Source organism: Aeromonas hydrophila subsp. hydrophila ATCC 7966, from assembly GCF_000014805.1.
Lineage (GTDB): Bacteria > Pseudomonadota > Gammaproteobacteria > Enterobacterales > Aeromonadaceae > Aeromonas > Aeromonas hydrophila.
Genome location: NC_008570.1, coordinates 3,493,505 through 3,517,316 on the forward strand (window position 1 = coordinate 3,493,505; position 23,812 = coordinate 3,517,316).

Below are 23,812 nucleotides of genomic sequence, written 5' to 3' on the forward strand. Positions count from 1 at the left end.
AACTATGCCCGGCGCGGGGCGGACCAGCAGTAAAAGGTATCATCATGGGATTCATACTGAGACGCTTTTCCTTCTATCTGGTCGCCTTTCTGGTGGCCGCCACCATCAACTTCCTGCTACCCAGAGCCATGCCGGGGGATCCCGTCTCCGTCATGTTTGCCCGGGCCGGCGCCATGATGGAACCCGCCGCCCTGGAAGCCCTCAAGGCCACCTTCGGGTTCGTGGACGGCCCCATCGGCACCCAATTTCTCACCTATGTGAAGAGTGTCTTCACCTGGGATCTCGGCACCTCGGTGCGCTACTACCCCCAACCGGTCGCCGACGTGCTCGGCCGCGCCATCGGCTGGACCCTGTTCCTGGTGGGCACCTCCACCATTCTGAGCTTCTCCATCGGTTCCATCGTCGGCATCTTCGCCGCCTGGCACCGGGGCGGACGCATGGACAGCTTCCTCTCCCCGCTCACCCTGGTGATGCAGGCCATTCCGCCGGTGGTCATTTCGTTGCTGGCGCTCTTCCTGTTCGGAGTGAGCCTGGAATGGCTGCCCATCGGCTACGCCTACAGCCCGGAGATCAAGCCTGACTGGGGCTGGGAGCACATCAAGAGCATCCTGACCCACGCCATCATGCCGGTGGGCACCCTGGCCATGGTGCAGGTGGGGGGCTTTCTCATCACCATGCGCAACAACATGATCAACCTGCTGGGCGAAGACTACATCACCATGGCCAAGGCCAAGGGGCTCTCCAGCAACCGGGTGATCTTCAACTACGGCGCCCGCAACGCCATCTTGCCGAGCGTCACCGCCCTCTCCATGGCGCTGGGCTTCGTCATCGGCGGCTCCCTCATCACCGAGGTGATCTTCAACTACCCGGGACTGGGTCTGACCCTCTATCAGGGCATTCTGGCCCGCGACTACCCGCTCATTCAGGGGCAGCTGCTCATCATGACCATCACCATGCTCAGCTTCAACTTCCTGGCCGACGTGCTCTACGTCTTCCTGGATCCCCGTCTGCGTACCGGAGGCAAATAAGATGCGCATGCCGACTATTCTGAAAATCCTGCTGGGCAACAAGAAGGCCGCCTGCGGCCTCTTCATCGTGGTCAGCTTCGTGCTGATGGCGCTGTTCGCCCCGCTGCTGGCCAGCTACGAGCCGACCAAGCGAGTCTCCCGCCCGCACCAGCCGCCCAGTGCCGAGTACGTGATGGGCACCACCCGCATGGGTCACGACATCTGGGCCCAGTTCACCAACGGCGCCCGCATCTCCCTGATGGTGGGGTTCGGTGCCGGCATTCTGGTGTGCGCCCTCGCCATCACGGTCGGCATCACCGCCGGCTACTTCGGTGGCGTCATAGACGAGTGCCTCACCTTCCTGATGAACGTGGTGCTGGTGATCCCCAACCTCCCCTTGCTGCTGGTGCTGGCAAGCTTTATCGGGGAGGCGTCACCGACGGTGATCGCGCTCATCATAGGCTTTACCTCCTGGGCCTATGGCGCGCGCGTCATCCGGGCCCAGACCCTGGCGCTGCGCGAAAAAGAGTTCGTCATCGCCGCCGAGGTGCTGGGCGAGCCGGCCTGGCGCATCATCCTGGTGGAGATACTGCCGAACCTCATCTCCATCATCGGGGTGAGCTTCATCGGCTCCATCATCTACGCCATCGTCACCGAAGCGACCTTGGAGTTCCTCGGCCTGGGCGACCCCACCGTAGTGAGCTGGGGCATCATGCTCTACAACGCCCAGACCTCCAGCGCCATCCTGGTCGGCGCCTGGTGGGAGATCCTGGCCCCCTGCTTCGCCATCGCCACCTTGGGCGCCGGCCTGGCCCTGCTCAACTTCGCCATCGACGAAATCGCCAACCCGCAGCTGCGCTCCCACAAGGGGCTCAATCGCTGGAAGAAACTCGCCGCCCCCGTCACCACGCCGGTGCCGGCCGTACAGGAGAAGACAGCATGAGATCGCAACAACCCCTGCTGTCGGTACGCAACCTCTGCGTCGACTACATCACCGAGAACGGCGACGTGCGCGCCGTCAACTCGGTCAGCTTCGACATCGCCCCCGGTGAAGTGTTCGGCCTGGCCGGCGAATCGGGCTGCGGCAAGTCCACCGTCGCCTTCTCGGTGGCGCGGCTGCACAAGCCGCCCGCCTACATCAGCGGCGGCGAGATCCTGTTCAAGGGGGAGAACATCCTCCACTACGGCGACGAACGCCTGCGATCCTACCGCTGGCAGCAGGTGTCGGTGGTGTTCCAGTCCGCCATGAACGCGCTCAACCCGGTGCTGCGCATGGAGGAGCAGTTCTGCGACGTGCTGCTGGCCCACAACCCGGGGCTGACCCGCTACGAGGCGATCAAGCGCGCCCAGGAGCTGCTCGCCATCGTCGACATCCACCCGAGCCGGCTCAAGGACTACCCGCACCAGTTCTCCGGCGGCATGCGCCAGCGGCTGGTGATCGCCATCGCCATGGCGCTCAACCCTGAGCTGCTCATCATGGACGAGCCGACCACGGCGCTCGACGTGGTGGTGCAGCGGGAGATCCTGCAGAAGGTCTATGCCCTGAAAGAGAAGTTCAACTTCTCCATTCTGTTCATCACCCACGACCTCTCCTTGATGGTCGAGTTCTGCGATCGCATCGGCATCATGTATGCCGGTGAACTGGTGGAGGTGGCGCCGGCCAAGGCGATCCTGACCGCGCCGCTGCACCCCTATACCAAGGGGCTCGGCAACTCCTTCCCGCCCCTGCACGGGCCCAAGACGGTGCTGGAAGGGATCCCGGGCACCCCGCTCAACCTGCTGGAGGTGCCGGTGGGCTGCCGCTTTCAGGCCCGCTGCGCCAGGGTGCACGAGCGCTGCCGCCAGCAGTACACCAAACTGGCCGAGATCCGCCCCGGCCAACAAACCGCCTGCCACCTCTATGAGGCGCAGGATGAGCAACAAGATCCCCTGATCTATCTGGACAAGGCCGCTGGCTGTTAAGGATGTCTGTCATGCAAATCGCCAAAACCGACGCCCCCATTATCGAAGTCCAGCACCTCTACAAGGACTTCCCCGTCAACTCCAACGCCATCAAGAGCGGCAAGATGCGGGCCCTCTCGGACATCACCTTCAACCTGCACCGGGGCCGCGCCCTGGCGGTGGTGGGAGAGTCCGGCTCCGGCAAGAGCACCATCGCCAAGATCATCGCCAAGATGTACAAGCTCTCTGGCGGCCGTATCCTCTATCGCGGCCGCGACCTCGAGGAGTTCAACAAGGGCACCGCCCTGCTCGACTACCGTCAGAGCGTGCAAATGGTGTGGCAAGATCCGTTCGGTTCGCTGAACCCGACCCACACCATCTACCACCACATCGCCCGCCCCCTGCTGCTGCACAGCAAGGTGATCGACAAGAAAGATCTGCCCGACATGGTCTATGGCCTGCTGGAGAAGGTGGGACTCACCCCCGCCAAGGCAACGGCGGCCAAGTATCCGCACCAGCTCTCCGGCGGCCAGCGCCAACGGGTCAACATCGCCCGCAACCTGGCGGTGGAGGCCGAAGTGGTGCTGGCGGACGAGCCCACCTCCATGCTCGACGTCTCCATTCGCATCGGCATCCTCAACCTGATGGAGCAGATGAAGGATGAGCTCGGGGTCTCCATGCTCTACATCACCCACGACATCGCCACCGCCCGCTATGTGGCGGAAGATCTGGCGGTAATGTACGTGGGGCACATGGTGGAGTGGGGCGAGGTGGACGAGATCCTGCACCACCCGCAGCACCCCTACACCCAGCTGCTCATCTCGGCGGTGCCCGACCCCGAGAAGAGCATCCACGCCGAGCTTGAGGGCGGACGAAAAGGGGAGATCCCGCTCTGGACGCCGGAGTCCTGCGGTTGCCCCTTTGCCGGGCGCTGCAATCAGGCGATGCCCCGCTGCAAGGAGACCCTGCCCCCCGTCAGCAAGCTCGCCGACAACCACTTCGTGCGCTGCTACCTCTACCAATGACAGATTGGCCGGACACGGCGTCCGGCCACGCCTCGCCACGGGGCCGTCAGGGCCCCGCAATGTGCCTTGCCACGCCAGGCGAGCCACAGGAGTAAGACGTTGATGGAACTCTTGATCAATCAGGTGGGTTACCAGTGCGACGGGGAGAAGATTGCCCTGCTGCAGACCACCACCCAGCTGGCTATCAGCGGCCATGTCAGGCTGCTGCGCCAGGATGATGAACGCATCCTGCTGGAAGTCCCGTTGCAGCCGGCCGGCCAAGTCGAGGGCTGGCAGGGGCGCCACTACTGGCGTGCCGACTTCTCCCCCTGCAAAGAGCCCGGTCACTACCGGCTGGAGGCCCTCATCCAGACGGGCGCCAAGGAGCGCATCGTGCGCACCGCCCCCTTCACCATCGGCCAGGATCTGCTGGCCAGCCGCTGCCTCTCCGATGTCATTCACTACTTCAAGGGACAGCGCGCCAGCGGCGCCTTCGATCGGGCCGACCGCAGCGCCCGCCTGTTTGGCAGCGAGCAGCGCAAAGACGTGCACGGCGGCTGGTATGACGCCAGCGGGGATGTGAGCAAGTACCTGAGCCACCTCTCCTACGCCAACTACCTCAACCCCCAGCAGACCCCCATGGTGGTCTGGTCCCTGCTCAAGTGCCGGGAACTCTTGGCCCCGCGCCAGGACATCGACGGGGTCAACCTCTGCAAGCGGCTCAACGACGAGGCGCTGCACGGCGCGGATTTTCTCTGCCGGATGCAGGATAAGTCGGGCTTCTTCTACATGACCCTGTTCGACAAGTGGAGCAAGGATCCCGCCCAGCGCGAGCTGTGCGCCTACGCCACCCAGCAGGGGCTCAAGTCCACCAGCTGGCAGGCCGGTTTTCGACAAGGGGGCGGCATGGCCATCGCGGCGCTGGCCCGCGCCGCCCGCGAGAGCGTCAGCGGCGACGTTGATGCCAGCCGTTATGCCGAGGCGGCCCGCCGCGGCTACCTGCACCTGCGTGAACAAAACCTGGCCTATCTGGACGACGGGGTCGAGAACATCATCGATGACTACTGCGCCCTGCTGGCCGCCATCGAACTGACCCGCACCTTGGGCCCCGAGTGGCTGGCAGAGGCCAGAGTGCGGGCCGACAGGCTGTGCGCCCGCCAGCGCCCTCACCCTGAGCTCGGCCACTACTGGTCAGCCAACGAGGATGGCTCGCGCCCCTACTACCACGCCGCCGAGGCGGGCCTGCCAGTGCTGGCGCTGCTGGAGTATCTCGCCATCGAGCCGGATCCGGCGCGCCAGGGGACGGCCCAGCGCGTCATCGAACAGGCGCTGGCCGCCGAGCTGGCACTTTGCGCCCGCCCCGGCAACCCCTTCACCCTCGCCCGCCAGTATGTGAAGGGGGTCGATGAGGCGCCCCGGGTGAGCTTTTTCATGCCCCACAACAACGAGTCGGGTTACTGGTGGCAGGGGGAGAACGCACGGCTGGCGTCGCTGGCCGCCATGGCGTTTGCCGCCGCTGCCCAGCTGCCGCGCCAGCGCAAGCCGCTTCTCACCTTCGGTCAGCACCAGCTCGACTGGATCCTGGGGCAGAATCCCTTCAACGCCTGCATGCTGGCAGGCCATGGCAGCAACAACCCCGCCTACACCGCCGGTTATCCCAATGCGCTGGGGGGGATCTGCAACGGCATCACCGCCGGTTTCGATGACGAGGCGGAGATCGCATTCATTCCAGAGGCGTACAAGGATCGGCTGGATCAGAACTGGCGCTGGGGCGAGCAGTGGATCCCCCACGCCGCCTGGTTTGCCCTGGCCATCAGCTGGCAGAGTGCGCAGGGAAATGGAGGTCGACATGATTGAGTACTGGGTCGGGGTTGATGGCGGCGGCACCCACACCCGTGCCCGCATTCGGGATCGGGCCGGCAAGCTGCTCGGCGAGGGGCGTGCCGCCGGCTCCAATCTGGAGCTCGGCATCGCGCTCGCCCACGGCAACGTGCTGGCCGCTATCGAGCAGGCCCGTATCGAGGCCGGCCTGGCTGAGGATGCCCAGCAACGGATGGGGGTCGGGCTGGCGCTCGCCTCCGCCGAGTTGGCCGACTGCTATCACGCCATGCTGACCATGCCCTTCCCCTTTGCGAGCGTGCGGCTAACCTCTGACGCTTTCGGCGCCTGTCTGGGCGCCTTTGGCGGCGAGGAGGGTGCCATCCTCATCGCCGGCACCGGCTCGGCCGGGCTCATCTATCGCCACGGCCAGCTGCACACCTGCTCCGGCCGCGGTTTTCCCATCTCGGATCTGGGCAGCGGCGCCTGGCTGGGGCTGCGCGCCATCCAGCAATCCCTGCTCTGCCACGACGGCATCCTGCCCCCCAGCACGCTGGCCATCCGCTTGCTCGATCACTTCAAGCGGGATCAGGCCGAGGTGGTGCGCTGGGCCGCCCGCGCCATTCCCGCCGACTACGGCCGCTTCGCTCCCTGGGTGTTCGATGCCGCCAGCGACGGCGACGAGCTTGCCTGCCAGCTGCTGGATGAGACCTGCCAGCAGCTGGCCTCCCTGCTGGAGGGGATGCGCCAGCTGGGCGCCGACCGGATAGCCCTGCTCGGCGGCATCGGCATGCGCCTCGCCCCCCGTCTGGCACACCTGCCGCTGGTCAGTCCCGGCGCCGACGCGCTGGAGGGGGCCATCCTGTTTGCCCGATCGGAGGCCTACCCGTGTCTGCACCCCTGAATCTGTCCCCATTCACCCCACCCCAAAGTGCGGGCCTGACCCCGGTCTGCCCGCTGCGAGGGGTGCCCATGTCAGCCCTGCGGCTCCCTGCCGGGGTTGACCAATACCACAAGGACGCTGTCTGGCTGTTCGTCCCCTTCACTCCATCAGAGGAATTTTCATGTCTGCACCCCTGATCCACACCCGGGTCGACCGACGCGACGGTGACGACGTCTGGTTTCGTTTCAGCCTGAGCCAGCTGCCGGATGCCCCTTGGAAACTCCACTTCTGCCTGGCCCGCCACATCGACCCCGGCTCGGTAGAGGGGGGTGAGCTGGAGCGCCAGAGCGGCAGCTACAAGGTCTTGATCCCGCAAACGGGGGCCAGCGAGCTGTGCTTCTGCTGCCGCAACACCCCCATCAAGCGCCTCTCCGACATGCCGCGCGGCTTCTTCCTGAGCCTGCCCCAGGCCAACGGCGGCCCCCAGCTGATGCCGGTGGAACTGACCGGCGAGGAGCTGGGCCTGCCGCAATCCGCCGCTGCGGCGCCGGATCTGCCCGAGGTGGAACCCCTCGCCGGCATCGTGCCCCAGCCGGATCGGCTGTTGTTGCTGGAGGGCAACTTCCGGCTGGCGGAGCGCGCCCACGTTAGCGGCCCGAGCCCCCTGCTCGGCCCGCTGCTGGCCCACTTCAACGAACTGACCGGGCTCGCGCTGGCGCAGGATCACGACGCCGAGATCCGGCTGGTTGAAAGCGGTCTGGGCCCGGAGGCCTACCGGCTGACCATCACCCCGGAGGAGATAGTGATTGCCGCCAGCGGCGAGGCGGGCTGGCGCCACGGCCTCGTCAGCCTGGCCCAGTGGTATCTGCAGCACGGCGAGAGCCTGCCCTGCATCGAGCTCAGCGATGCACCGCGCTTCGGTTTTCGCGGCATCTTTCTCGACTGTGCCCGCCACTTTCACTCTCTCGCCACCCTCAAGCGCCTGCTCAGGCTGATGAGCCTCTACAAGTTCAACCGCTTCCACTGGCACCTGACCGATGACGAGGGGTGGCGACTCGAGATCAAGGCCTTCCCCCAGCTGACCGAGCTGGCCGCCTGGCGCGGTCACGCCCTGCCGGTGGGGCCCCAGCTGAGCGGCGGCCCAGAACCCTACGGCGGCTACTACACCCAGAGCGAGGTGCGCGAGCTGGTGGCCTACGGCGCCGGGCTCGGCATCACCATCATTCCGGAAATAGACATCCCGGGTCACTGCCATGCCGCCATCAAGGCGCTGCCCGAGCTGCTGGTGGAGGAGGCCGACCGCTCCCGCTACCTGTCGGTGCAATATTTCGACGACAACGTGCTCAACCCGGCGCTGCCCGGCACCTACCGCTTCCTGGAAGCCGTGATGGACGAGGTATGCGAACTGTTCCCTGGGCCGCTGGTGCACATGGGGGGGGACGAGGTGCCCGCCGGGGTCTGGACCGACAGTCCCGCCTGCCAGCAGTTGATGAAGCAGCAGGGGTATCAGGATTGCCGCGAGCTGCAGGGCCACCTGCTGCGTCACTGCCAGCAGTACCTGGCCGGCAAGGGCAAGCGGATGCTGGGCTGGGAGGAGATTTTGCACGGCGATAAGGTGAGCCGGGACGCCACCATCTTCGCCTGGACCAGCTTCCAGGCCGGGCTCGACGCGGCCACCGCCGGTTATCCGGTGGTGATGGCACCGGCCCAGCACCTCTATCTGGATCTCGCCTGGAGCCAGGACATCCATGAACCCGGCCTCTACTGGGCGGGCACCCTCAATCTGGCGCAGGTCTACGCATGTGACCCGGCCCCAGCCGATTTCCATGCCAACGATAACATCCTGGGGGTGCTGAGCCCCTTATGGTCGGAGCTGATCACCTCTCGCGATCGCCTCGACTATATGTTGTTCCCGCGCATGCTGGCGACCGCCGAGGTGGCCTGGAGCGACCCCGCCCGCAAGGCGTGGGAGCACTTCGCCGCCCGTCTGCCGGGCCAGCTGCAGATCCTCGACCAGCTTCAGGTGCGTTACCGGGTACCACAGAGGTAGTGTTATCTTTTTTCCTTGGCGGCCCGATGGCCGCCTTTTTTTTACGATTCGCCAACAAAACATCAACTTGCCCCTACCATTCATCCGCCATTGTTGGCAAAATTCAGCCCCCTATGAAGCCGGTCTGCCGCCTGCTGGCGCGAGCCTGCAGCCACCTCCAGATCTGCCACAATAACAACGACAAAGTTATCAACAAGAACATCGGAGCGTATTCCTATGGCCCGCAGAGACGTCCATACCCTGGACAGCGAAGTGGAGTTTCCTGCCGACGAACAACTGGTTTCCACCACGGATCTGCGCGGGGTGATCACCTACGCCAACCCCGCCTTCTGCCGCATCGCCGGCTACCCCGTCGAGGAGCTGGTCGGCCACAATCACAACCTGGTACGCCACCCCGACATGCCCAAGGCCGCCTTCGCCGATCTCTGGGCCCGCCTCAAGGAGGGCAAACCCTGGCGCGGCATGGTGAAGAACCGCTGCAAGGATGGCCGCTACTACTGGGTCGATGCCTATGTGACCCCCATCTACGAGGGCAACCGGATCAGCGGCTACCAGTCGGTGCGCTGCAAGCCGGCTCCCCAGCTCAAGCGCATCGCCAGCCAGACCTACCAGGCCCTGCTCAAGGCGGAGCGCGGCACCAGCAGCCGCCTCCCCTCCCTCGCCCGTGCCCGCCTGCCGCTGCTCGCGCTGTTGCTGCTCGGCCTGCTGGGCTGGGCCGCCAGCAGTCAGGGCCCGATGATCGCCCTGCTGATGCTGCTGCCCCTGCTGCTCATCGGCGGTGTCTACTGGCGCGAGCTCTTCGCCCTGCCGCTCTATCTGCAGCAGCTGGGTCGCGAATACGACAGCCTGACCCGGCTGGTCTACTCAGGGGACGGCCCCGGCGCCATCGCCGACTTTCACATCAAGATGCTGCAGGCCCGCATCCGCACCGTGCTGGGGCGGGTCAACGATGCGACCAATCCGTTGCAAACCCTGGCCACCAACCTGAAACAGGCCTCCCATCAGGCCTGCCTCGACATCAACGAGCAGGATGCCCAGACCCAGCAGATGGCCGCCGCCATGACCCAGATGGCCAGCACGGCCCACGAGATTGCCCGCAACATCCAGGACTCCAACGGTCAGGTCAGCGAGGCGCGCAGCCGCTGCCAGCACACGGACAAGCAGCTGGCCCAGACCGAGCAGCGCATCGAACAGCTCGCCAGACAGGCGGAGCTGGCCTTCAACTCGGCGGTGGAGCTGGCCAGCGAGTCGGAGCGGATCGGCAGCGTGATGGGGGAGATCCAGGGCATCGCCGACCAGACCAACCTGCTGGCGCTGAACGCCGCCATCGAGGCGGCCCGGGCCGGCGAGCAGGGGCGCGGCTTTGCGGTGGTGGCCGACGAGGTGCGTACCCTGTCGACCCGCACCCACAAGGCGACCGAGCAGATCCAGGGCAGCATCCAGCAGATCCAGCACACCCTGGGCCGCTGGAAGGGGATGATGCAGGAGAACCTGCAGCAGACCCGCGAATGCGCCGAGATGACCCGCCAGGGCTCCAGCAGCCTGCATACCGTGCTGCAGGAGATCGAGCTGGTCACCGAGTTCTCCACCCAGATCGCCGCCGCCGCCGAGCAGCAGCAGACGGTGGTGGAGGACATCAGCCGCAGCATCAACCAGATCTCCGAGTACTCCCACGCCAACAGCCAGAAGATGCAGGAGGTCGACGACTCCAGTCAGGAGCTGCTGGAGCGGGCCAAGCAGCTCAAGGGGCTCAGCCAGACCTTCGGCTGACCCATTTGCCAGCCACCCGACAGAAGCGCCACAATGGCGCTTCTGTCGTTATTGACGAGTGATCCGGATGAGAATGGAATCGGCCCCTGCCCCACTGAACAAGGTTGCCCGCATCGAGGCAATCCTCGCCCTGATCCCGGCCGGTCGCGTGGTGAGTTACGGCCAGGTGGCGGATCTGGCGGGGCTGCCCGGTCGGGCCAGGCTGGTGGGCAAGGTGCTGCGGGAGACCGACAAGATGCTGCCCTGGCACCGGGTGCTGGGCGCGGCGGGCACCATTTCACTGCCCAAGGGGTCGGCAGGCTTCGACAGACAGGCGGGATTGCTGCAGGAAGAGGGGGTGCCCGTGATTGGCGGGCGGGTCAGGATGCGGGAGTGGCAGTGGCAGCCCGACCTCGCCGAGCTGCTGTTTCTGCTGCCCTTTTGACGATGGCGGCCCGCCTCACCGGGTGATGGGGGCCAGGATTTCGTCGCTGCGCACCTGCACCGGGATGGTTTCGTACTCCCGCTGCAGCAGCACCAGCAGACTCTGCTTGTCCACTTCCAGCACATAGGCGGTTCCTTCCCGGGTCAGACAGGTCATTCCCGGCCGGATCTCGTTAATCTCCATCACAACCTCCGTGTCCAGCGCTGCCATCCTTGCAGCGGTTTCAGTATACCGCCATCCGAAAACAAAAAGGCCCCTGCGAGGGGCCTCTTTCATCAGAGTGTGAACTGCGCGCAATCACGCCTTCTTCGACTTGGCCAGGCTCTCCTGCCACTTGCCGTTGTCGTAGTGCGCCGTCCAGCCGGTCGCCTTGCCGTTGACCTCGGTCATCACGTACTGCTCCTTGGTCTTGCGACTGAAGCGCACGATGGCGGCGTTTCCGTCAGGATCTGACGCCGGGGCATCGGCCAGATACTGGTGCTTGGGCGACAGACGCTCCTTGAAGCGCTTGAGCTCTTCCACCAGCGGCGCACGGGTCTCGCGGGATTTCGGGAAGTTGCTGGCGGCCAGGAACAGGCCGGCCGCTCCGTCACGCAGCACGAAGTGGGCGTCGGACTGGGTGCACTTGAGCTCCGGCAGCGGGACCGGATCTTCCTTCGGCGGCGCGATGTCACCGTTTTTCAGGATCTTACGGGTGTTCTTGCAGGTATCGTTGGTGCAACCCATGTACTTGCCGAAGCGGCCGTTCTTGAGCTGCATCTCGGATCCGCAGCGGTCACACTCGATGCTCGGCCCTTCGTAACCCTTGAGCTTGAACTGGCCTTTTTCGATTTCGTAGCCATCGCAATCCGGGTTGCGACCACAGACGTGCAGCTTGCGGCTGTCGTCGATGATGTAGGCATCCATGGCGGTGCCGCAAATGGTGCAGCGGTGCTTGGCACGCAGCGCCTCGGTTTCGGCCTCTTCACCGTCGGTGGCGGAGACGAACTCGTCGGCGGAGACCAGGTTGATGGTCTTCTTGCAGCGCTCTTTGGGCGGCAGTGCGTAGCCGGAACAGCCGAGGAACACCCCGGTGGTGGCGGTACGGATGCCCATCTTGCGGCCGCAATCCGGGCAGTCGATGTCGGTCAGCACCATCTGGTTGGCACGCATGCCCCCCTCTTCCGGCGCCTTGTCCGCTTTCTCCAGCTCCTGGGTGAACTCGGCGTAGAAGGCATCCAGCACCTTCTTCCACTCCAGGCTCCCTTCGGCGATGCCATCGAGCTTGTCTTCCATCTTGGCGGTGAACTCGTAGTTCATCAGCTCGACGAAGTTTTCCACCAGCCGGTCGGTGACGATCTCACCCATCTTCTCGGCGAAGAAACGGCGGCTCTCGACCCGTACATAACCACGGTCGACGATGGTGGAGATGATGGAGGCGTAGGTAGACGGACGGCCGATGCCGCGCTTCTCCAGCTCGCGTACCAGCGCCGCTTCGGTAAAACGTGCAGGCGGCTTGGTGAAGTGCTGGCGCGGATCCAGCTTGACGAGTTTGAGGATCTCACCGACGGTCACCGCCGGCAGCTGGCTGTCTTCGCCCTTGCGGCCCATCGGCGGCAACGCCTTGGTCCAACCGGCGAAGCGCAGGGTACGACCGCGCGCCTTGAGCTCGAACTCGCCCGCCTTGACGGTCAGGGTGGAGGAGTCGTACTGGGCCGGCGTCATCTGACAGGCGACAAACTGACGCCAGATGAGGTCATACAGCCGCATGGCGTCCGGCTCCATCCCTTCCAGCATCTCGGCAGTCACCAGCACGCTGGAGGGGCGGATCGCCTCGTGGGCCTCCTGGGCATTGGCCTTGGCGCCGTACAGGTTCGGATCGCTCGGCAGATAAGCGGCGCCATACTGCTCGCCGATGTATTCCCGCACCGCCTCGACCGCCTCTTTGCTGAGGTTGGTGGAGTCGGTACGCATGTAGGTGATGTAACCCGCTTCATAGAGGCGCTGGGCCATCATCATGGTCTTCTTGACCCCGAAGCTCAGCCGGGTTGAGGCTGCCTGCTGCAGGGTAGAAGTGATGAAGGGAGCGGACGGCTTGGAGCCGGTCGGCTTGTCTTCCCGGTTCACCACCTTGTAGTCGACCCCTTCCAGGGCGGCCACGGCGGCGAAGGTCTCGGCCTGGGTCACCGGCTTGAAGTCGACACCATTGCGGCTGACCACTTCCATCCGCAGATCGCTCTTGTCGGCGGTCAGCAGATCGGCGTTGAGATCCCAGAACTCGACCGGCACGAACGCCTTGATTTCGCGCTCTTTATCGACGATGAGGCGCACCGCGACGGACTGTACCCGACCGGCGGAGAGGCCGCGGGCCAGCTTCTTCCAGAGCAGCGGGGAGACCATGTAACCCACCACCCGGTCGAGGAAACGACGTGCCTGCTGGGCATTGACGCGGTGAATGTTCAGCTCGGATGGCTGGGCAAACGCCTCCTGGATGGCGGTCTTGGTGATCTCGTTGAACACCACGCGCTTGTAGCGGCTGTCGTCGCCGCCGATGATCTCGCGCAGGTGCCAGGCGATCGCTTCTCCCTCTCTATCCAAGTCGGTTGCGAGATAGATGGTGTCGGCCTTCTCGGCCAGACTCTGCAACTCGCTGACCACTTTTTCCTTGCCGGGCAAAATCTGGTAGTTGGCCTGCCAGCCTGCGGTCGGATTGATCCCCATCCGTGAGAACAGGGCATTGCGATCCTTGGCAGCCTTCTCTGCTTCGCTCAGCTTGATGCCGCGAATGACAGGTTTTTTGGGCTCGTTGCTGGCGCTGCCGCTGGTGGGCAGATCGCGCACGTGACCGACGCTGGATTTCACCACGTAGTCCTTGCCCAAATATTTGTTGATGGTCTTGGCCTTGGCCGGAGACTCCACTATGACCAGTGATTTGCCCATGCTGTAACTATTATCCTCATTGCACCCGACGGGGTTGGTGTGCGGTTTTGTGGGGCTGTATAAGAGATTTGACGGGAAAAAGCAATCTTGTGAGCAAATTTGCCCGGCAGCCCGAACCACTTTGTTTCTTTATTTATTAATGCGAAGCCGAGCCGCGGGAAGCAACCGCTTTTTTATTTTTATGCTATATCCACCCTCTTTTTATATTTGAAACGACATAACCAACCGCTCTTGTAACATAACAAACCAGTTTCGTTATCAGCTTGTTACAAAAGACAAAATCTCCTTATAATGGCTGCATCCCGCAGCATTGTGCGCGGAAGGAACCGCTACCCATATAAAAATCGAAAGGATGTACTCAATGAAGCACTTCGAGGTCAACTTCGACGGCCTGGTCGGCCCGACTCACAACTATGCCGGCTTGTCCTATGGCAACGTCGCCTCCCAGAACAATGCCAAAGAGGCGTCCAATCCGAAGGAGGCGGCCAAGCAGGGTCTGCGCAAGATGAAGGCACTGACCGAGCTCGGCATGACCCAGGGAGTGCTGGCCCCGCAGGAGCGACCGGATCTCGCCACCCTGCGCCGCCTCGGCTTCACCGGCAACGATGCCAGCGTGCTGGCCCAGGCCGCCAAGCAGGCACCCGCCGTGCTGGCCGCCTGCTATTCGGCCTCCAGCATGTGGACCGCCAACGCCGCCACCGTCTCTCCGAGTGCCGATACCCAGGATGGCCGCATCCACTTCACCCCCGCCAACCTGACCAACAAGTTTCACCGCTCCCTCGAACCCGAGGTGACCGGCCGCATCCTGCGCGCCGTGTTCAACAACGACCGCCACTTCTATCACCATCAGCACCTGCCGGAGAACGACCACTTCGGTGACGAGGGGGCCGCCAACCACACCCGGCTGTGCCGCGCCTACGGCGAGTCCGGGGTCGAGCTGTTCGTCTATGGCCGCAGCGCCTTCGACGTCTCCCAGCCCGCCCCCAAACGCTACCCGGCCCGCCAGACCCTGGAAGCGAGCCAGGCCATCGCCCGCCTGCACGGCCTGGGGGACGAGAGCGCGGTCTTCATCCAGCAAAACCCGGATGTCATCGATCAGGGGGTGTTCCACAACGACGTGATCGCGGTGGGCAACCAGAACGTGCTGTTCTTCCACCAGCAGGCGTTTCTCAACACCGCCTCGGCGCTGGCCGAGGTGCGCACCAAGTTCGGCGACGGCGAGCTTCACTTTATCGAGGTGCCGACTGCCGAGGTGTCGGTACAGGATGCGGTGAAGTCCTATCTGTTCAACACCCAGATCCTCACCCTGCCCTCCGGCGAGATGGCGATCATCGCCCCCACCGAATGTCGCGACAACCCGGCGGTGTCGGCCTATCTGACCAAGCTGGTGACCCTGGGGACCCCGATCAAGGGGGTGCACTACATGGACGTGAAGCAGAGCATGCGCAACGGCGGCGGCCCCGCCTGCCTGCGGCTGCGGGTGGCCATGAACGACACCGAGCTGGCTGCGGTCAACCCAGCCTGCCTCATCACCGACAGCCAGTTTGCCCGCCTCGATGGCTGGGTCGATCGCCACTACCGCGACAGCCTGGCGCTGGACGACCTGCGGGATCCGGCGCTGGTCATGGAGTCCCGCACCGCGCTGGACGAGCTGACCCAGATCCTCAAACTCGGCTCCGTCTACCCGTTCCAGCGCTGAGACGCGCCATCGGCCTGCTGCGCCGACGCCATCAAAAAAGCCGGGCAAGTGCCCGGCTTTTTCATTTGGTTTTACGTTGCCCTGATTCAGCGCCAGGGGCCCTGCTGCCACAGCCGACCAAGACCGGACTCCAACGCCACGGCGGCCTGCTGGCCGAGCTTCTGGGTCAGGCTTTTTGGCTTGCTGTAGCGAATGCCGACCACCTTGTGCTGGCTGGCCTGGGCCAGCAGATAGTCATCGCTGGTGCAGAGGCTGTCCACCAGCCCGAGCTGCTTGGCCTGGCTCGCCAGCCAATGCTCGCCGGTGGTGACGCTGTCGATGTCGAGGTTGGGTCTGTGCTCGGCCACGAATGCCTTGAAGCGCTCGTGAATGGCGCCCAGCTCCTCGCGAAACTTCTCGCGCCCCTGCTCGTCGTTCTCGCCGAACATGGTGATGGTGCGCTTGTACTGGCCGGCGGTGTGCATCTCGAACTCGATGTCGTGCTTTTTGAGCAGCTTGTTGAAGTTCGGCAGCTGGGCGATCACCCCGATGGAGCCGACGATGGCGAACGGCGCCGCCAGGATCTGATCCGCCACGCACGCCATCATGTAGCCACCGCTCGCCGCCACCTTGTCGATGGCCACGGTAAGCTTGATGTCACGATCCCGCAGCCGCTGCAACTGGGAAGCAGCCAGGCCGTAGCCGTGCACCACGCCGCCGCCGGATTCGAGCCGCAGCAACACCTCGTCGCCCGGCTGGGCCACCCCTATCACGGCGCTCACCTCTTCGCGCAGGGAGGCCACCTCCTTGGCATCCATGCTGCCGTGAAAATCGATGACGAACAGCCGGCTGCGGGCATCTTCGCTCTTGGCCCGCGCCTTGTGCTCGGCCTTGCGCACCTTCTCCAGCTGCTTGCGCTCCGCCTTGCCGGCCAGCGCGGCCTGCAACTGGTGACGTCCCTGCTCCAGCTCGCTGGAGAGATCGGTCACCACCAGCTCCCCCTTGCGGGATTTGGGCTGACGGCTGCTCACCACCATCAGGATAACGGCGCCGATGGCGAGCAGTAGGGTGAGGGTCTTGGCCAGGAACAGGCCGTATTCGGTCAAAAATGCCACTTGATGCTCCACTGGTGTGCCCCGGGGGGACGATTTTTTCACATTCTAGGGAGTTTGCCCGGTGTGCGCAAAAACTCTGCGTCAACCCGTCAAAAATGCCAATCGACAATCACAACCCCTCTGATTTATTCACATTTTTGCCATCTCATACTGGTCAAACGCCGTGCGGGATCAGTACACTTGCCCCTCTATTTGCCGCGCGCATCTGCCACGAATTGTTAACAGGAGTTGTCATGTTCAACTATCAGGCCCCCCGGGATCTGCTCAAGGACAAGGTCATTCTGGTCACGGGTGCCGGTGACGGTATCGGCCGCGAAGCGGCGCTCACCTATGCGGCCCACGGCGCTACCGTGATCCTGCTCGGCCGCACCAGCGCCAAGCTGGAGGCGGTCTACGACCAGATCGAGGCCGCCGGCCACCCGCTGCCCGCCATCGTGCCGGTGGATCTGAAAGGGGCGACCAAGAGCCACTACCTTGGCATGGCCGAGACCTTCGCCCAGCAGTTCGGCCGCCTCGACGGCGTGCTGTTCAACGCCGGCCTGCTCGGCACCCTGTCGCCGTTCGAACACATCCAGGAGCAGGAGTGGGACGAGGTGATGCAGGTCAACGTCAAATCCGAATTCCTGCTGACCCAGGCGCTGCTGCCGCTCATCCGCCAGACCGCCAAGGAGCAGGGCGATGCCTCCATCGTCTACACCTCCTCCAGCGTGGGCCGCAATGGCCGCGCCTACTGGGGCACCTATGCCATCTCCAAGTTCGCCATCGAAGGGATGATGGAAGTGCTGGCGGACGAGCTGGAAAATACCGGCGTGCGGGTCAACACCCTCAACCCGGGCGGCACCCGCACCAAGATGCGGGCCAGTGCCTTCCCGGCCGAAGATCCGATGAACCTCAAGACCCCGGCCGACCTGATGCCGCTCTATCTCTATCTGATGGGCGCGGACAGCCGGGGCAAAACCGGCCAGACCTTTGTGGCCCAGCCCAAATAAATCAACAAAATAACCGCAACCCTGCGCCGCATGGGGTTACATTCAATAGGGTGCCGTCGGCACCCTGTTGCAACATCCGCTCCCTTATCAGGTTGAGATATGTTTCGTCCCAAGAGCACGTTTGAGCAATGGCGGATCTTTCAGGCCGTGGTGGACTGTGGCGGCTACGCCCAGGCCGCTGAGGCGCTGAACAAGAGCCAATCCTCTCTCAATCATGCGGTAGCCAAGCTGCAGCAGAGTCTGGGTGTGGCTCTGCTGGAGGTGAGAGGGCGCAAGGCGGTATTGACGCCGGCGGGGGAGATCTTCCTCAAGCGGGCGCGTCAGCTCAGCCAGCAGGTGGAAGAGCTGGAGAACCTGGCCAACAACCTGGAGCGGCAGTGGGAGCCGCAGATCAACCTCTATGTGTCGGTGCTGCAGCCGCGCGAGCGACTCTATCGGGCGCTGGCCCACTTCTATCCCCGCAGCCGGGGTTGCCGGGTCAATCTGCACGAGCGCATCCACTGCCACTTCAACGCCCTGCAGGTGGGGGATCTGATGCTCTCCGAACACCTGCCCCACGATCGCACCGGCCTGCCGCTGGACGAGGTGTGCCTGCTGCCACTCTGCTCGGCCGAGCACCCGCTCGCCACCCAGGGCGGTGCCATCGCCGCCGAGGAGCTGGCCAGCCACAACCAGATCAGCCTGCATCCCCCCATTCACCGCTCGGTGGACTGGAACGACGCGGACGACACCGGCTGGAAGGCAACCCACTACCACGAGGTGATCGCCATGCTCAAGCTCGGCCTCGGCTACGCCTGGCTGCCGCGCCACCTGGTGCAGGAAGAGCTGACAAGCGGCGCCCTGGTACCGCTGGATCTGGCGAGCGGCAACGAGCGCCACCTCTATACCTATCTGCTGACTCCGTCGGCCGACGCGCTGGGCCCGGCCACCGAGCTGCTGCTGCGCTGCCTGCGCAACGAATACCAGAACGACAACGACCGCTAGAGCGCCTCCCCGCCGCCATCAGACATTGAGGCGGGCCGACCCGCTCGCCCCCTCACCCTTTCCGCTTCAGACGTTCGGCACCCGCCAGCAGGCGGCCAGCGCCAGCAACGCCAGGCCCATGGCCACCATGAAGACCCCGTGGAAACTCCAGATCTCCGCCACAGTCCCCGCTATCGCCCCCGCCATGATGGAGCCGGTGCGGATGCTGTTGGCGAACAGGGTGGTCGCCACCCCGGCGCGACCCGGCATCAGGTCCTGGAAATAGGACATGCCGATGCCGGCGACGATGCCGATGAAGATGGCGTTGAGCAGTTGCAGTGCAATGAGGGCATGCTGGCTCGACAGGGTCACCAGCCCCACGTAGAAGCCGACCCCGGCCAGCACAGCCAGCAGCATCATGGGGCGCTTGCCAAAACGCTGGGTGTAGTGGCCCGCCAGCAGCATGAAGGGGATCTCGAGGGCCGCCGCCGTGCCCATCAGCACCCCGGCCAGCTTCTCCTCCAGCCCCAGTTCGCGGGTGATGTAGAGCGGCATGTTGATGAGGTACATGCTGTTGCAGGTCCACATCAGGGTGGAGGCGATGAAGAGCGCCCGCACCGACGGATCCCGCCAGCTGCTGACCCGCTCCACCTCGCTGTCCATCACCGGCAGCGGCAACGAGGGCAGCCAGCGCCACACCACGAAGGCGCAGAGCAGATAGGCCACTGCGGAGGCGAGGTACATCACCTCGAAGCCATAACCGATGGCCAGCGCGAAGGCGATGGGGGGCCCTATCACCCAGGCCAGCGAGAACTGGGCCCGCAGCACCGAGCTGAACATGTCGGCCCGCTTGTTGCGGCTGTCGGCGTATTCCCGTGCCAGCGCGAACAGCTGGGGGCTGGCGGTGGCGGCCAGGCTCGCCAGCAGCACCCCCAGGCTCACCAGCAGCCAGTACTGCCGGTTCCAGGCAAACAGCAAGGAGAGCACCACGCCGGCGAAGCAGCAGCGCAGGATCAGCCGCTTGCGATCCCCCTTGTTGTCGGAGCGATGGCCCAGCCACTGGCTGATGAGGATGCCGATCACCGCGTTGACGGTATAGAAGAGCCCCACCAGGAAGGGGCGCACCTGCACCTCCTCGGCCAGGAACAGGCTCAAGGTGGGCACCTGCAGTGCCACCGCCACCCCGGTCATAAAGGTCACGGCCAGAAAAGAGAGAGAGACGGGGTCCGTCCTGTTGCGAGCGGCGGTCAGCAAGCGCATAGAATTACCACTGATTGGAGGGAGGAAAACTGGCCAAAATTCGGCAAGTGCATGAAATGGCGTCGCTTATTTTATGTCATTATCAAGAGCCACCTCAAGGCTTGCGACCCCGTCCCCGACCCCGTACAGTGAAAGCCCACTGGCCAGCATAAGGATTTCACATGTTTGATTTTGACCGGGAAATAGATCGCAGCGGCACCATGAGCCTGAAATGGGACAAGTACAAGGGACAGGACGTGCTGCCCATGTGGGTTGCCGACACCGACTTCGTCTCCCCCCCTACCGTCATCGAGGCCCTCACCCAACGGGTCGCCCACGGCATCTTCGGCTACTCGCGCCCCTCTCCCCGGCTGATCGAACTCATCATCGCGCGGCTGGCCAGCCGCTATGGCTGGACCATCCAGCCCGAGTGGATCGTCTTCCTGCCCGGCGTGGTGCCCGGTCTCAACCTCGCCTGCAAGGCCTGGAGCCAGCACGGGCGCGGCATCATCACCCCCAAGCCGGTCTACTACCCCTTCCTGCAGGCGCCGGGCTTCAACGACCGGCCGCTGCTCACCGTGCCCATGGTGGAAGAGGCCGGTCGCTGGGTGCTGGATATCGAGGAGCTGGAACGCCAGGCGCCGGCGGCGGATCTGCTGCTGCTGTGCAACCCCCACAACCCCGGCGGCACCGTGTTCACCCGCGAGGAGCTGCTGGCCATCGACGCCATCGCCGAGCGCCACAACCTGGTGATCTGCTCCGATGAAATTCACTGCGACCTGCTGCTGGACAAGGACGCCCGCCACATCCCCTACGGCGCCATCAGCCCGGCGGCGGCCGAGCGCTCGGCGGTGATGATGGCCCCGAGCAAGACCTTCAACATCGCCGGGCTCTGCTGCTCCTTCGCGGTGGTGCCCAATGCCCGTCTGCGCCTCAAACTGCAGCAGGCGATGCGCGGCATCAGTGCCGACGTCAACCTGCTGGGCTTCGTGGCGGCAGAGGCGGCCTACGAAGGCGGTGAGCAGTGGCTCAGCGAACAGCTCGACTACCTGGCCGCCAACCTGGCCCTGATCGAGCAGGCGGTCGCCCGCTGGCCCGGCATCAAGCTGGCGCGCCACCAGGCCACCTACCTCGCCTGGATCGACATGAGCGCACTCGGGCTGGACGATCCCATCGCCTTCTTCGAACAGGCCGGGGTGGGGCTCTCCCCCGGTGCCCAGTTTGGTGACGGCCAGTTCGTGCGGCTCAACTTCGGCTGTACCCGGGCTCGCCTCGTCGAGGCGCTGGCCCGCATGGAGAAGGCCATTCTGGCGCGCTGAACACGCCCTTTCTCCCCCATGGCCTCACCCTATGGGCAGTGACGGGGCCGGCAGCAGCCGGCCCCGCAATATATTGAAGTCAGCCAGATCCGTATCCGATCGCAATAGGGTATATTTTCGCAACATGCCGCCACGGCCCCGCAACCCGGGATGTCGATGGCGCCGAATACGGTGCAGTGCCGCCGCCAGCAGCTGGCGCGGCCGAATGCCAACCGGGATGGGCCAGCCCCATCCCTTTTATCAGCCATTGATCCGGTTCACTATGCCCCAACCAGCCTTGCACCATTTGCCGACCCTGCTTCGCCGCACCCTGCCCTGGCTGGCGGCGGCCCTGGCGCTGCCCCTGCAGGCAGCCACGCCTGCCTATCTCACCATCGGTACTGGGCCGCTCAACGGCGTCTACTACCCGACCGGTGGCGCCATTTGCCGGCTGCTCAATGAAGAGACGGCCAGCCATGGCCTGCACTGCTCGGTGCAGAGCACCTCCGGCTCCCTTGCCAACCTGAAGGCGCTGCATCAAGGGAAAGTGCAGCTGGCGCTGGTGCAGTCCGATGTGGTGCACCATGCCGCCCACAGCACCGGCCCCTTCATGGGTCAGGCGCCCGACGAGCAGCTGCGCAGCCTCTACCGGCTTCATCAGGAGTCGCTGACCCTGCTCGCCAGCGCCAACAGCAGCATCAACACCCTGGCCGACATCGAGGGTAAACGGGTCGATCTGGGCAACCCGGGCTCCGGCGAGCACATCACCAGCCAGGCCCTGCTTGATGCCATGAGCTGGCAGGCCAAGAGCTTTGCCCCCGTCATCCCCGCCGCGGCCAACAACCGGCTGGAGGGGCTCTGTGACGGCACCCTGGACGCTGCCTTCGTGGTGGCGGGCCACCCCAATCAGGCCATCGGCGATCTCACCGGCCGCTGCAAGGCGCGCCTCATCCCCATCGAAGGGGAGCAGGTCGACGCGCTGCTCAAACAGCATCCCTACTATCAGCGCAGCCGCATCGGCGCCAACCTCTACCCGGGCCAGCCTAGCGGCGTCAACACCTTCGCCGTCACCGCCGAGCTGGTGGCGCTGGCCAGCCTGCCGGAGGGCGAGGTGCGCACCGTGCGCGACGTGCTGAGCGGGCGACTCAAGCAGTTCACCCGCCTCCATCCGGCTCTCACCGCCCTCACCCTGGAGGGGATGCAGGGCGAGGCGGAAGTACCGCGCCACGCCGGCATGGCGGATGCCCCGCCCGCCCTGCTGCCCGAAGCCCTGAACCCGGCTCCGGCGGCCTCGGAAGCCCTGGCAACCTCAGCGGCGCAGCCCACCGAAGTGGAACACCCCGCCGGTGAGGACGCGGCACAACCCGCCGGCGAGACGGGCGCCCCCTCCCCGGAAGGTACGCCCGCCACCTCGTCCGGGCAGACCCCTGGCGCCCTGCTGCCGACCCCCTCGGCAGCCGTCGCCACTGAGCCGAGTGCGAGTAGCGTGCTCGAAGGGGCCGCCGTGGAGCAGGGCGGCACGCTGACGGGCACGGCCGCACCCAGCCCCTCTGCTGTGATGAGCGGGGAACAACCCGCCTCGCCGGCCCCCGCCGAACCGGCATCAACAGCACCGGCACCGGCCACACCAAGCGCCGCCTCACCGACCGGGGACGGCGTGCCAGCCCAGTAAGGCCGCCAAACAGCCACAACGACAGAGGCCACCCAAGGGTGGCCTCTTTTTGTTTCGATATTGGGTGGGCTCAAGCCCTGGCGTCCGGCAACGGCTGCGGGCGCTGGATCTCCTGCTCCACCCAGTGCAGCAGTTGCTTGATGGCGCGCGACAGCACCTGGTTCTGGCGCACCACGTACCCCAAGCTGGTGCCGGGGAAATCGGTGAGCCGGGTCACCGGGGCGGTCAGCTTGAGCCGCGGGTGAATGGAAAAGTCCGGCACTATGGCCACCCCGAAACCCGCCTCGGCCCAGTCGAGCTGGGCGTCCACGCTGCCTACTTCCATGATGCGGCAGCTGGGCAGACCGAGCAGCGGCAAAGAGGGGTCAATGAGCGCCCGGGTACGGGTGTCGTGGCCCAGCAGGATCAGGGTCGGCTCGTCGAGGGGATCGCTCTCCCCCGCCTTTGCCCGCGCCTGCCAGCGAGCGAGACCGTGGCCCAGCGCGCACCAGGTCACCTGCTGCAACTCGGTGTAGAACAACGGCTCGCTGCGCTTTTGCGCCATCACGAAGCCCAGATCCGCCTTGCCCGCCTTGACCAGCTCAGCCGCCTGATCCGAGGTGGTGTTGAATAGGGTGAGGTCGATGCCGGGGAACTCCTGCTTGAAGCGCTGAAAGGGCTGAATGAGCAACAGGCGCGAGATGATGTCGCTGGCGGCGATGGCCAGCGTTCCCTGACTCAACTGGTTGAGAGCGTTGAGATCGGACTGGCAGAGCTGCAGCTCGGCGATGGCGCGTTCGGCACTTTGCAGCAGCCGCTCGCCGGCCTGGGTCAGCCGAAACGGGCTGCGCTCGATGAGTTTGACCCGGGTGGCCTGCTCCAGATTCTTGAGGTGCAGGCTCACATTGGGCTGGGTCATGTGCAGTTCGGTGGCGGTCTGGCCGAAGTGCTGCAGCCGGGCCAGGGTGACGAAGGTGTGCAGCCAGTGAATATCCAGCATGGGGATCCTCTTGTGCCGCCACGGCCGAACGGGCCCCTGACAGGGATGCCGGCACGGCAGCGG

At 64.9% G+C, this 23,812-nt stretch carries 19 protein-coding genes; 14 read left to right on the forward strand and 5 right to left on the reverse strand.

From position 1 onward, the window contains the following. Positions 1-44 precede the first annotated feature (44 nt). The 9 genes from AHA_RS15660 (at position 45) to AHA_RS15700 (ending at position 10,897) form a co-directional block, all read left to right on the forward strand. Positions 45-1,028, forward strand: coding sequence for an ABC transporter permease (locus tag AHA_RS15660; protein WP_011706883.1), 984 nt, complete (start codon positions 45-47; stop codon positions 1,026-1,028). Between the two features lies 1 nt (position 1,029). Next, positions 1,030-1,950 (forward strand): ABC transporter permease, encoded by a 921-nt coding sequence (locus AHA_RS15665; protein WP_011706884.1) that lies wholly within the window; start codon positions 1,030-1,032, stop codon positions 1,948-1,950. Continuing rightward, positions 1,947-2,969: an ABC transporter ATP-binding protein gene (locus AHA_RS15670; RefSeq protein ID WP_011706885.1), complete on the forward strand. Its 1,023-nt coding sequence runs from the start codon at positions 1,947-1,949 to the stop codon at positions 2,967-2,969. The genes AHA_RS15665 and AHA_RS15670 overlap by 4 nt, the downstream gene beginning before the upstream one ends. Positions 2,970-2,980: 11 nt before the next feature. After that, positions 2,981-3,973: an ABC transporter ATP-binding protein gene (locus AHA_RS15675; protein WP_011706886.1), complete on the forward strand. Its 993-nt coding sequence runs from the start codon at positions 2,981-2,983 to the stop codon at positions 3,971-3,973. Between the two features lie 102 nt (positions 3,974-4,075). After that, a complete protein-coding gene (locus tag AHA_RS15680; RefSeq protein ID WP_011706887.1) occupies positions 4,076-5,809 on the forward strand; it encodes a glycoside hydrolase family 9 protein in 1,734 nt (577 codons plus the stop codon). Then, the gene (locus tag AHA_RS15685; RefSeq protein WP_011706888.1) at positions 5,802-6,674 is read left to right on the forward strand and encodes a BadF/BadG/BcrA/BcrD ATPase family protein; all 873 of its coding nucleotides are present in this window, start codon (positions 5,802-5,804) and stop codon (positions 6,672-6,674) included. Before AHA_RS15680 ends, AHA_RS15685 begins: the two co-directional genes overlap by 8 nt. 160 nt (positions 6,675-6,834) lie before the next feature. Then, positions 6,835-8,703: a beta-N-acetylhexosaminidase gene (locus AHA_RS15690; protein WP_011706889.1), complete on the forward strand. Its 1,869-nt coding sequence runs from the start codon at positions 6,835-6,837 to the stop codon at positions 8,701-8,703. Between the two features lie 216 nt (positions 8,704-8,919). Further along, on the forward strand, positions 8,920-10,473 hold the full coding sequence (locus AHA_RS15695; RefSeq protein ID WP_011706890.1) for a methyl-accepting chemotaxis protein: 1,554 nt from the start codon (positions 8,920-8,922) through the stop codon (positions 10,471-10,473). Between the two features lie 67 nt (positions 10,474-10,540). Beyond that, a complete protein-coding gene (locus tag AHA_RS15700; RefSeq protein WP_011706891.1) occupies positions 10,541-10,897 on the forward strand; it encodes an MGMT family protein in 357 nt (118 codons plus the stop codon). A gap of 15 nt (positions 10,898-10,912) precedes the next feature. Here the strand turns inward: AHA_RS15700 and AHA_RS21725 are convergent, their stop codons facing one another. Next, entirely contained in the window at positions 10,913-11,080 is a 168-nt protein-coding gene (locus tag AHA_RS21725) for a hypothetical protein (protein ID WP_005303277.1), read from the reverse strand. A gap of 114 nt (positions 11,081-11,194) precedes the next feature. Next, entirely contained in the window at positions 11,195-13,816 is a 2,622-nt protein-coding gene (topA, locus tag AHA_RS15705; protein WP_011706893.1) for a type I DNA topoisomerase, read from the reverse strand. Between the two features lie 361 nt (positions 13,817-14,177). Here topA and astB point away from each other — a divergent pair, with 361 nt between their 5' ends. After that, positions 14,178-15,515, forward strand: a complete 1,338-nt coding sequence (gene astB / locus AHA_RS15710; RefSeq protein WP_011706894.1) for an N-succinylarginine dihydrolase — start codon at positions 14,178-14,180, stop codon at positions 15,513-15,515. An 86-nt stretch (positions 15,516-15,601) separates the two neighbouring features. On the opposite strand, the gene sohB is transcribed toward astB, so the two are convergent. Further along, positions 15,602-16,609: a protease SohB gene (gene sohB, locus AHA_RS15715; RefSeq protein ID WP_011706895.1), complete on the reverse strand. Its 1,008-nt coding sequence runs from the start codon at positions 16,607-16,609 to the stop codon at positions 15,602-15,604. A 233-nt stretch (positions 16,610-16,842) separates the two neighbouring features. Between sohB and AHA_RS15720 the strand changes: the two genes are divergently transcribed. Next, positions 16,843-17,598: a YciK family oxidoreductase gene (locus AHA_RS15720; RefSeq protein WP_011706896.1), complete on the forward strand. Its 756-nt coding sequence runs from the start codon at positions 16,843-16,845 to the stop codon at positions 17,596-17,598. 99 nt (positions 17,599-17,697) lie between these two features. Continuing rightward, positions 17,698-18,582 (forward strand): LysR family transcriptional regulator, encoded by an 885-nt coding sequence (locus AHA_RS15725; RefSeq protein ID WP_011706897.1) that lies wholly within the window; start codon positions 17,698-17,700, stop codon positions 18,580-18,582. 66 nt (positions 18,583-18,648) lie between these two features. On the opposite strand, the gene AHA_RS15730 is transcribed toward AHA_RS15725, so the two are convergent. Next, positions 18,649-19,821: an MFS transporter gene (locus AHA_RS15730; protein ID WP_005303290.1), complete on the reverse strand. Its 1,173-nt coding sequence runs from the start codon at positions 19,819-19,821 to the stop codon at positions 18,649-18,651. A 161-nt stretch (positions 19,822-19,982) separates the two neighbouring features. Between AHA_RS15730 and AHA_RS15735 the strand changes: the two genes are divergently transcribed. Together AHA_RS15735 and AHA_RS15740 are read left to right on the forward strand one after the other, a co-directional pair. After that, on the forward strand, positions 19,983-21,119 hold the full coding sequence (locus tag AHA_RS15735; RefSeq protein WP_011706898.1) for a MalY/PatB family protein: 1,137 nt from the start codon (positions 19,983-19,985) through the stop codon (positions 21,117-21,119). A 262-nt stretch (positions 21,120-21,381) separates the two neighbouring features. Then, on the forward strand, positions 21,382-22,770 hold the full coding sequence (locus tag AHA_RS15740) for a TAXI family TRAP transporter solute-binding subunit (protein WP_164927712.1): 1,389 nt from the start codon (positions 21,382-21,384) through the stop codon (positions 22,768-22,770). 70 nt (positions 22,771-22,840) lie between these two features. Here the strand turns inward: AHA_RS15740 and AHA_RS15745 are convergent, their stop codons facing one another. Then, positions 22,841-23,749: a LysR family transcriptional regulator gene (locus AHA_RS15745; RefSeq protein WP_011706900.1), complete on the reverse strand. Its 909-nt coding sequence runs from the start codon at positions 23,747-23,749 to the stop codon at positions 22,841-22,843. Positions 23,750-23,812 lie beyond the last annotated feature (63 nt).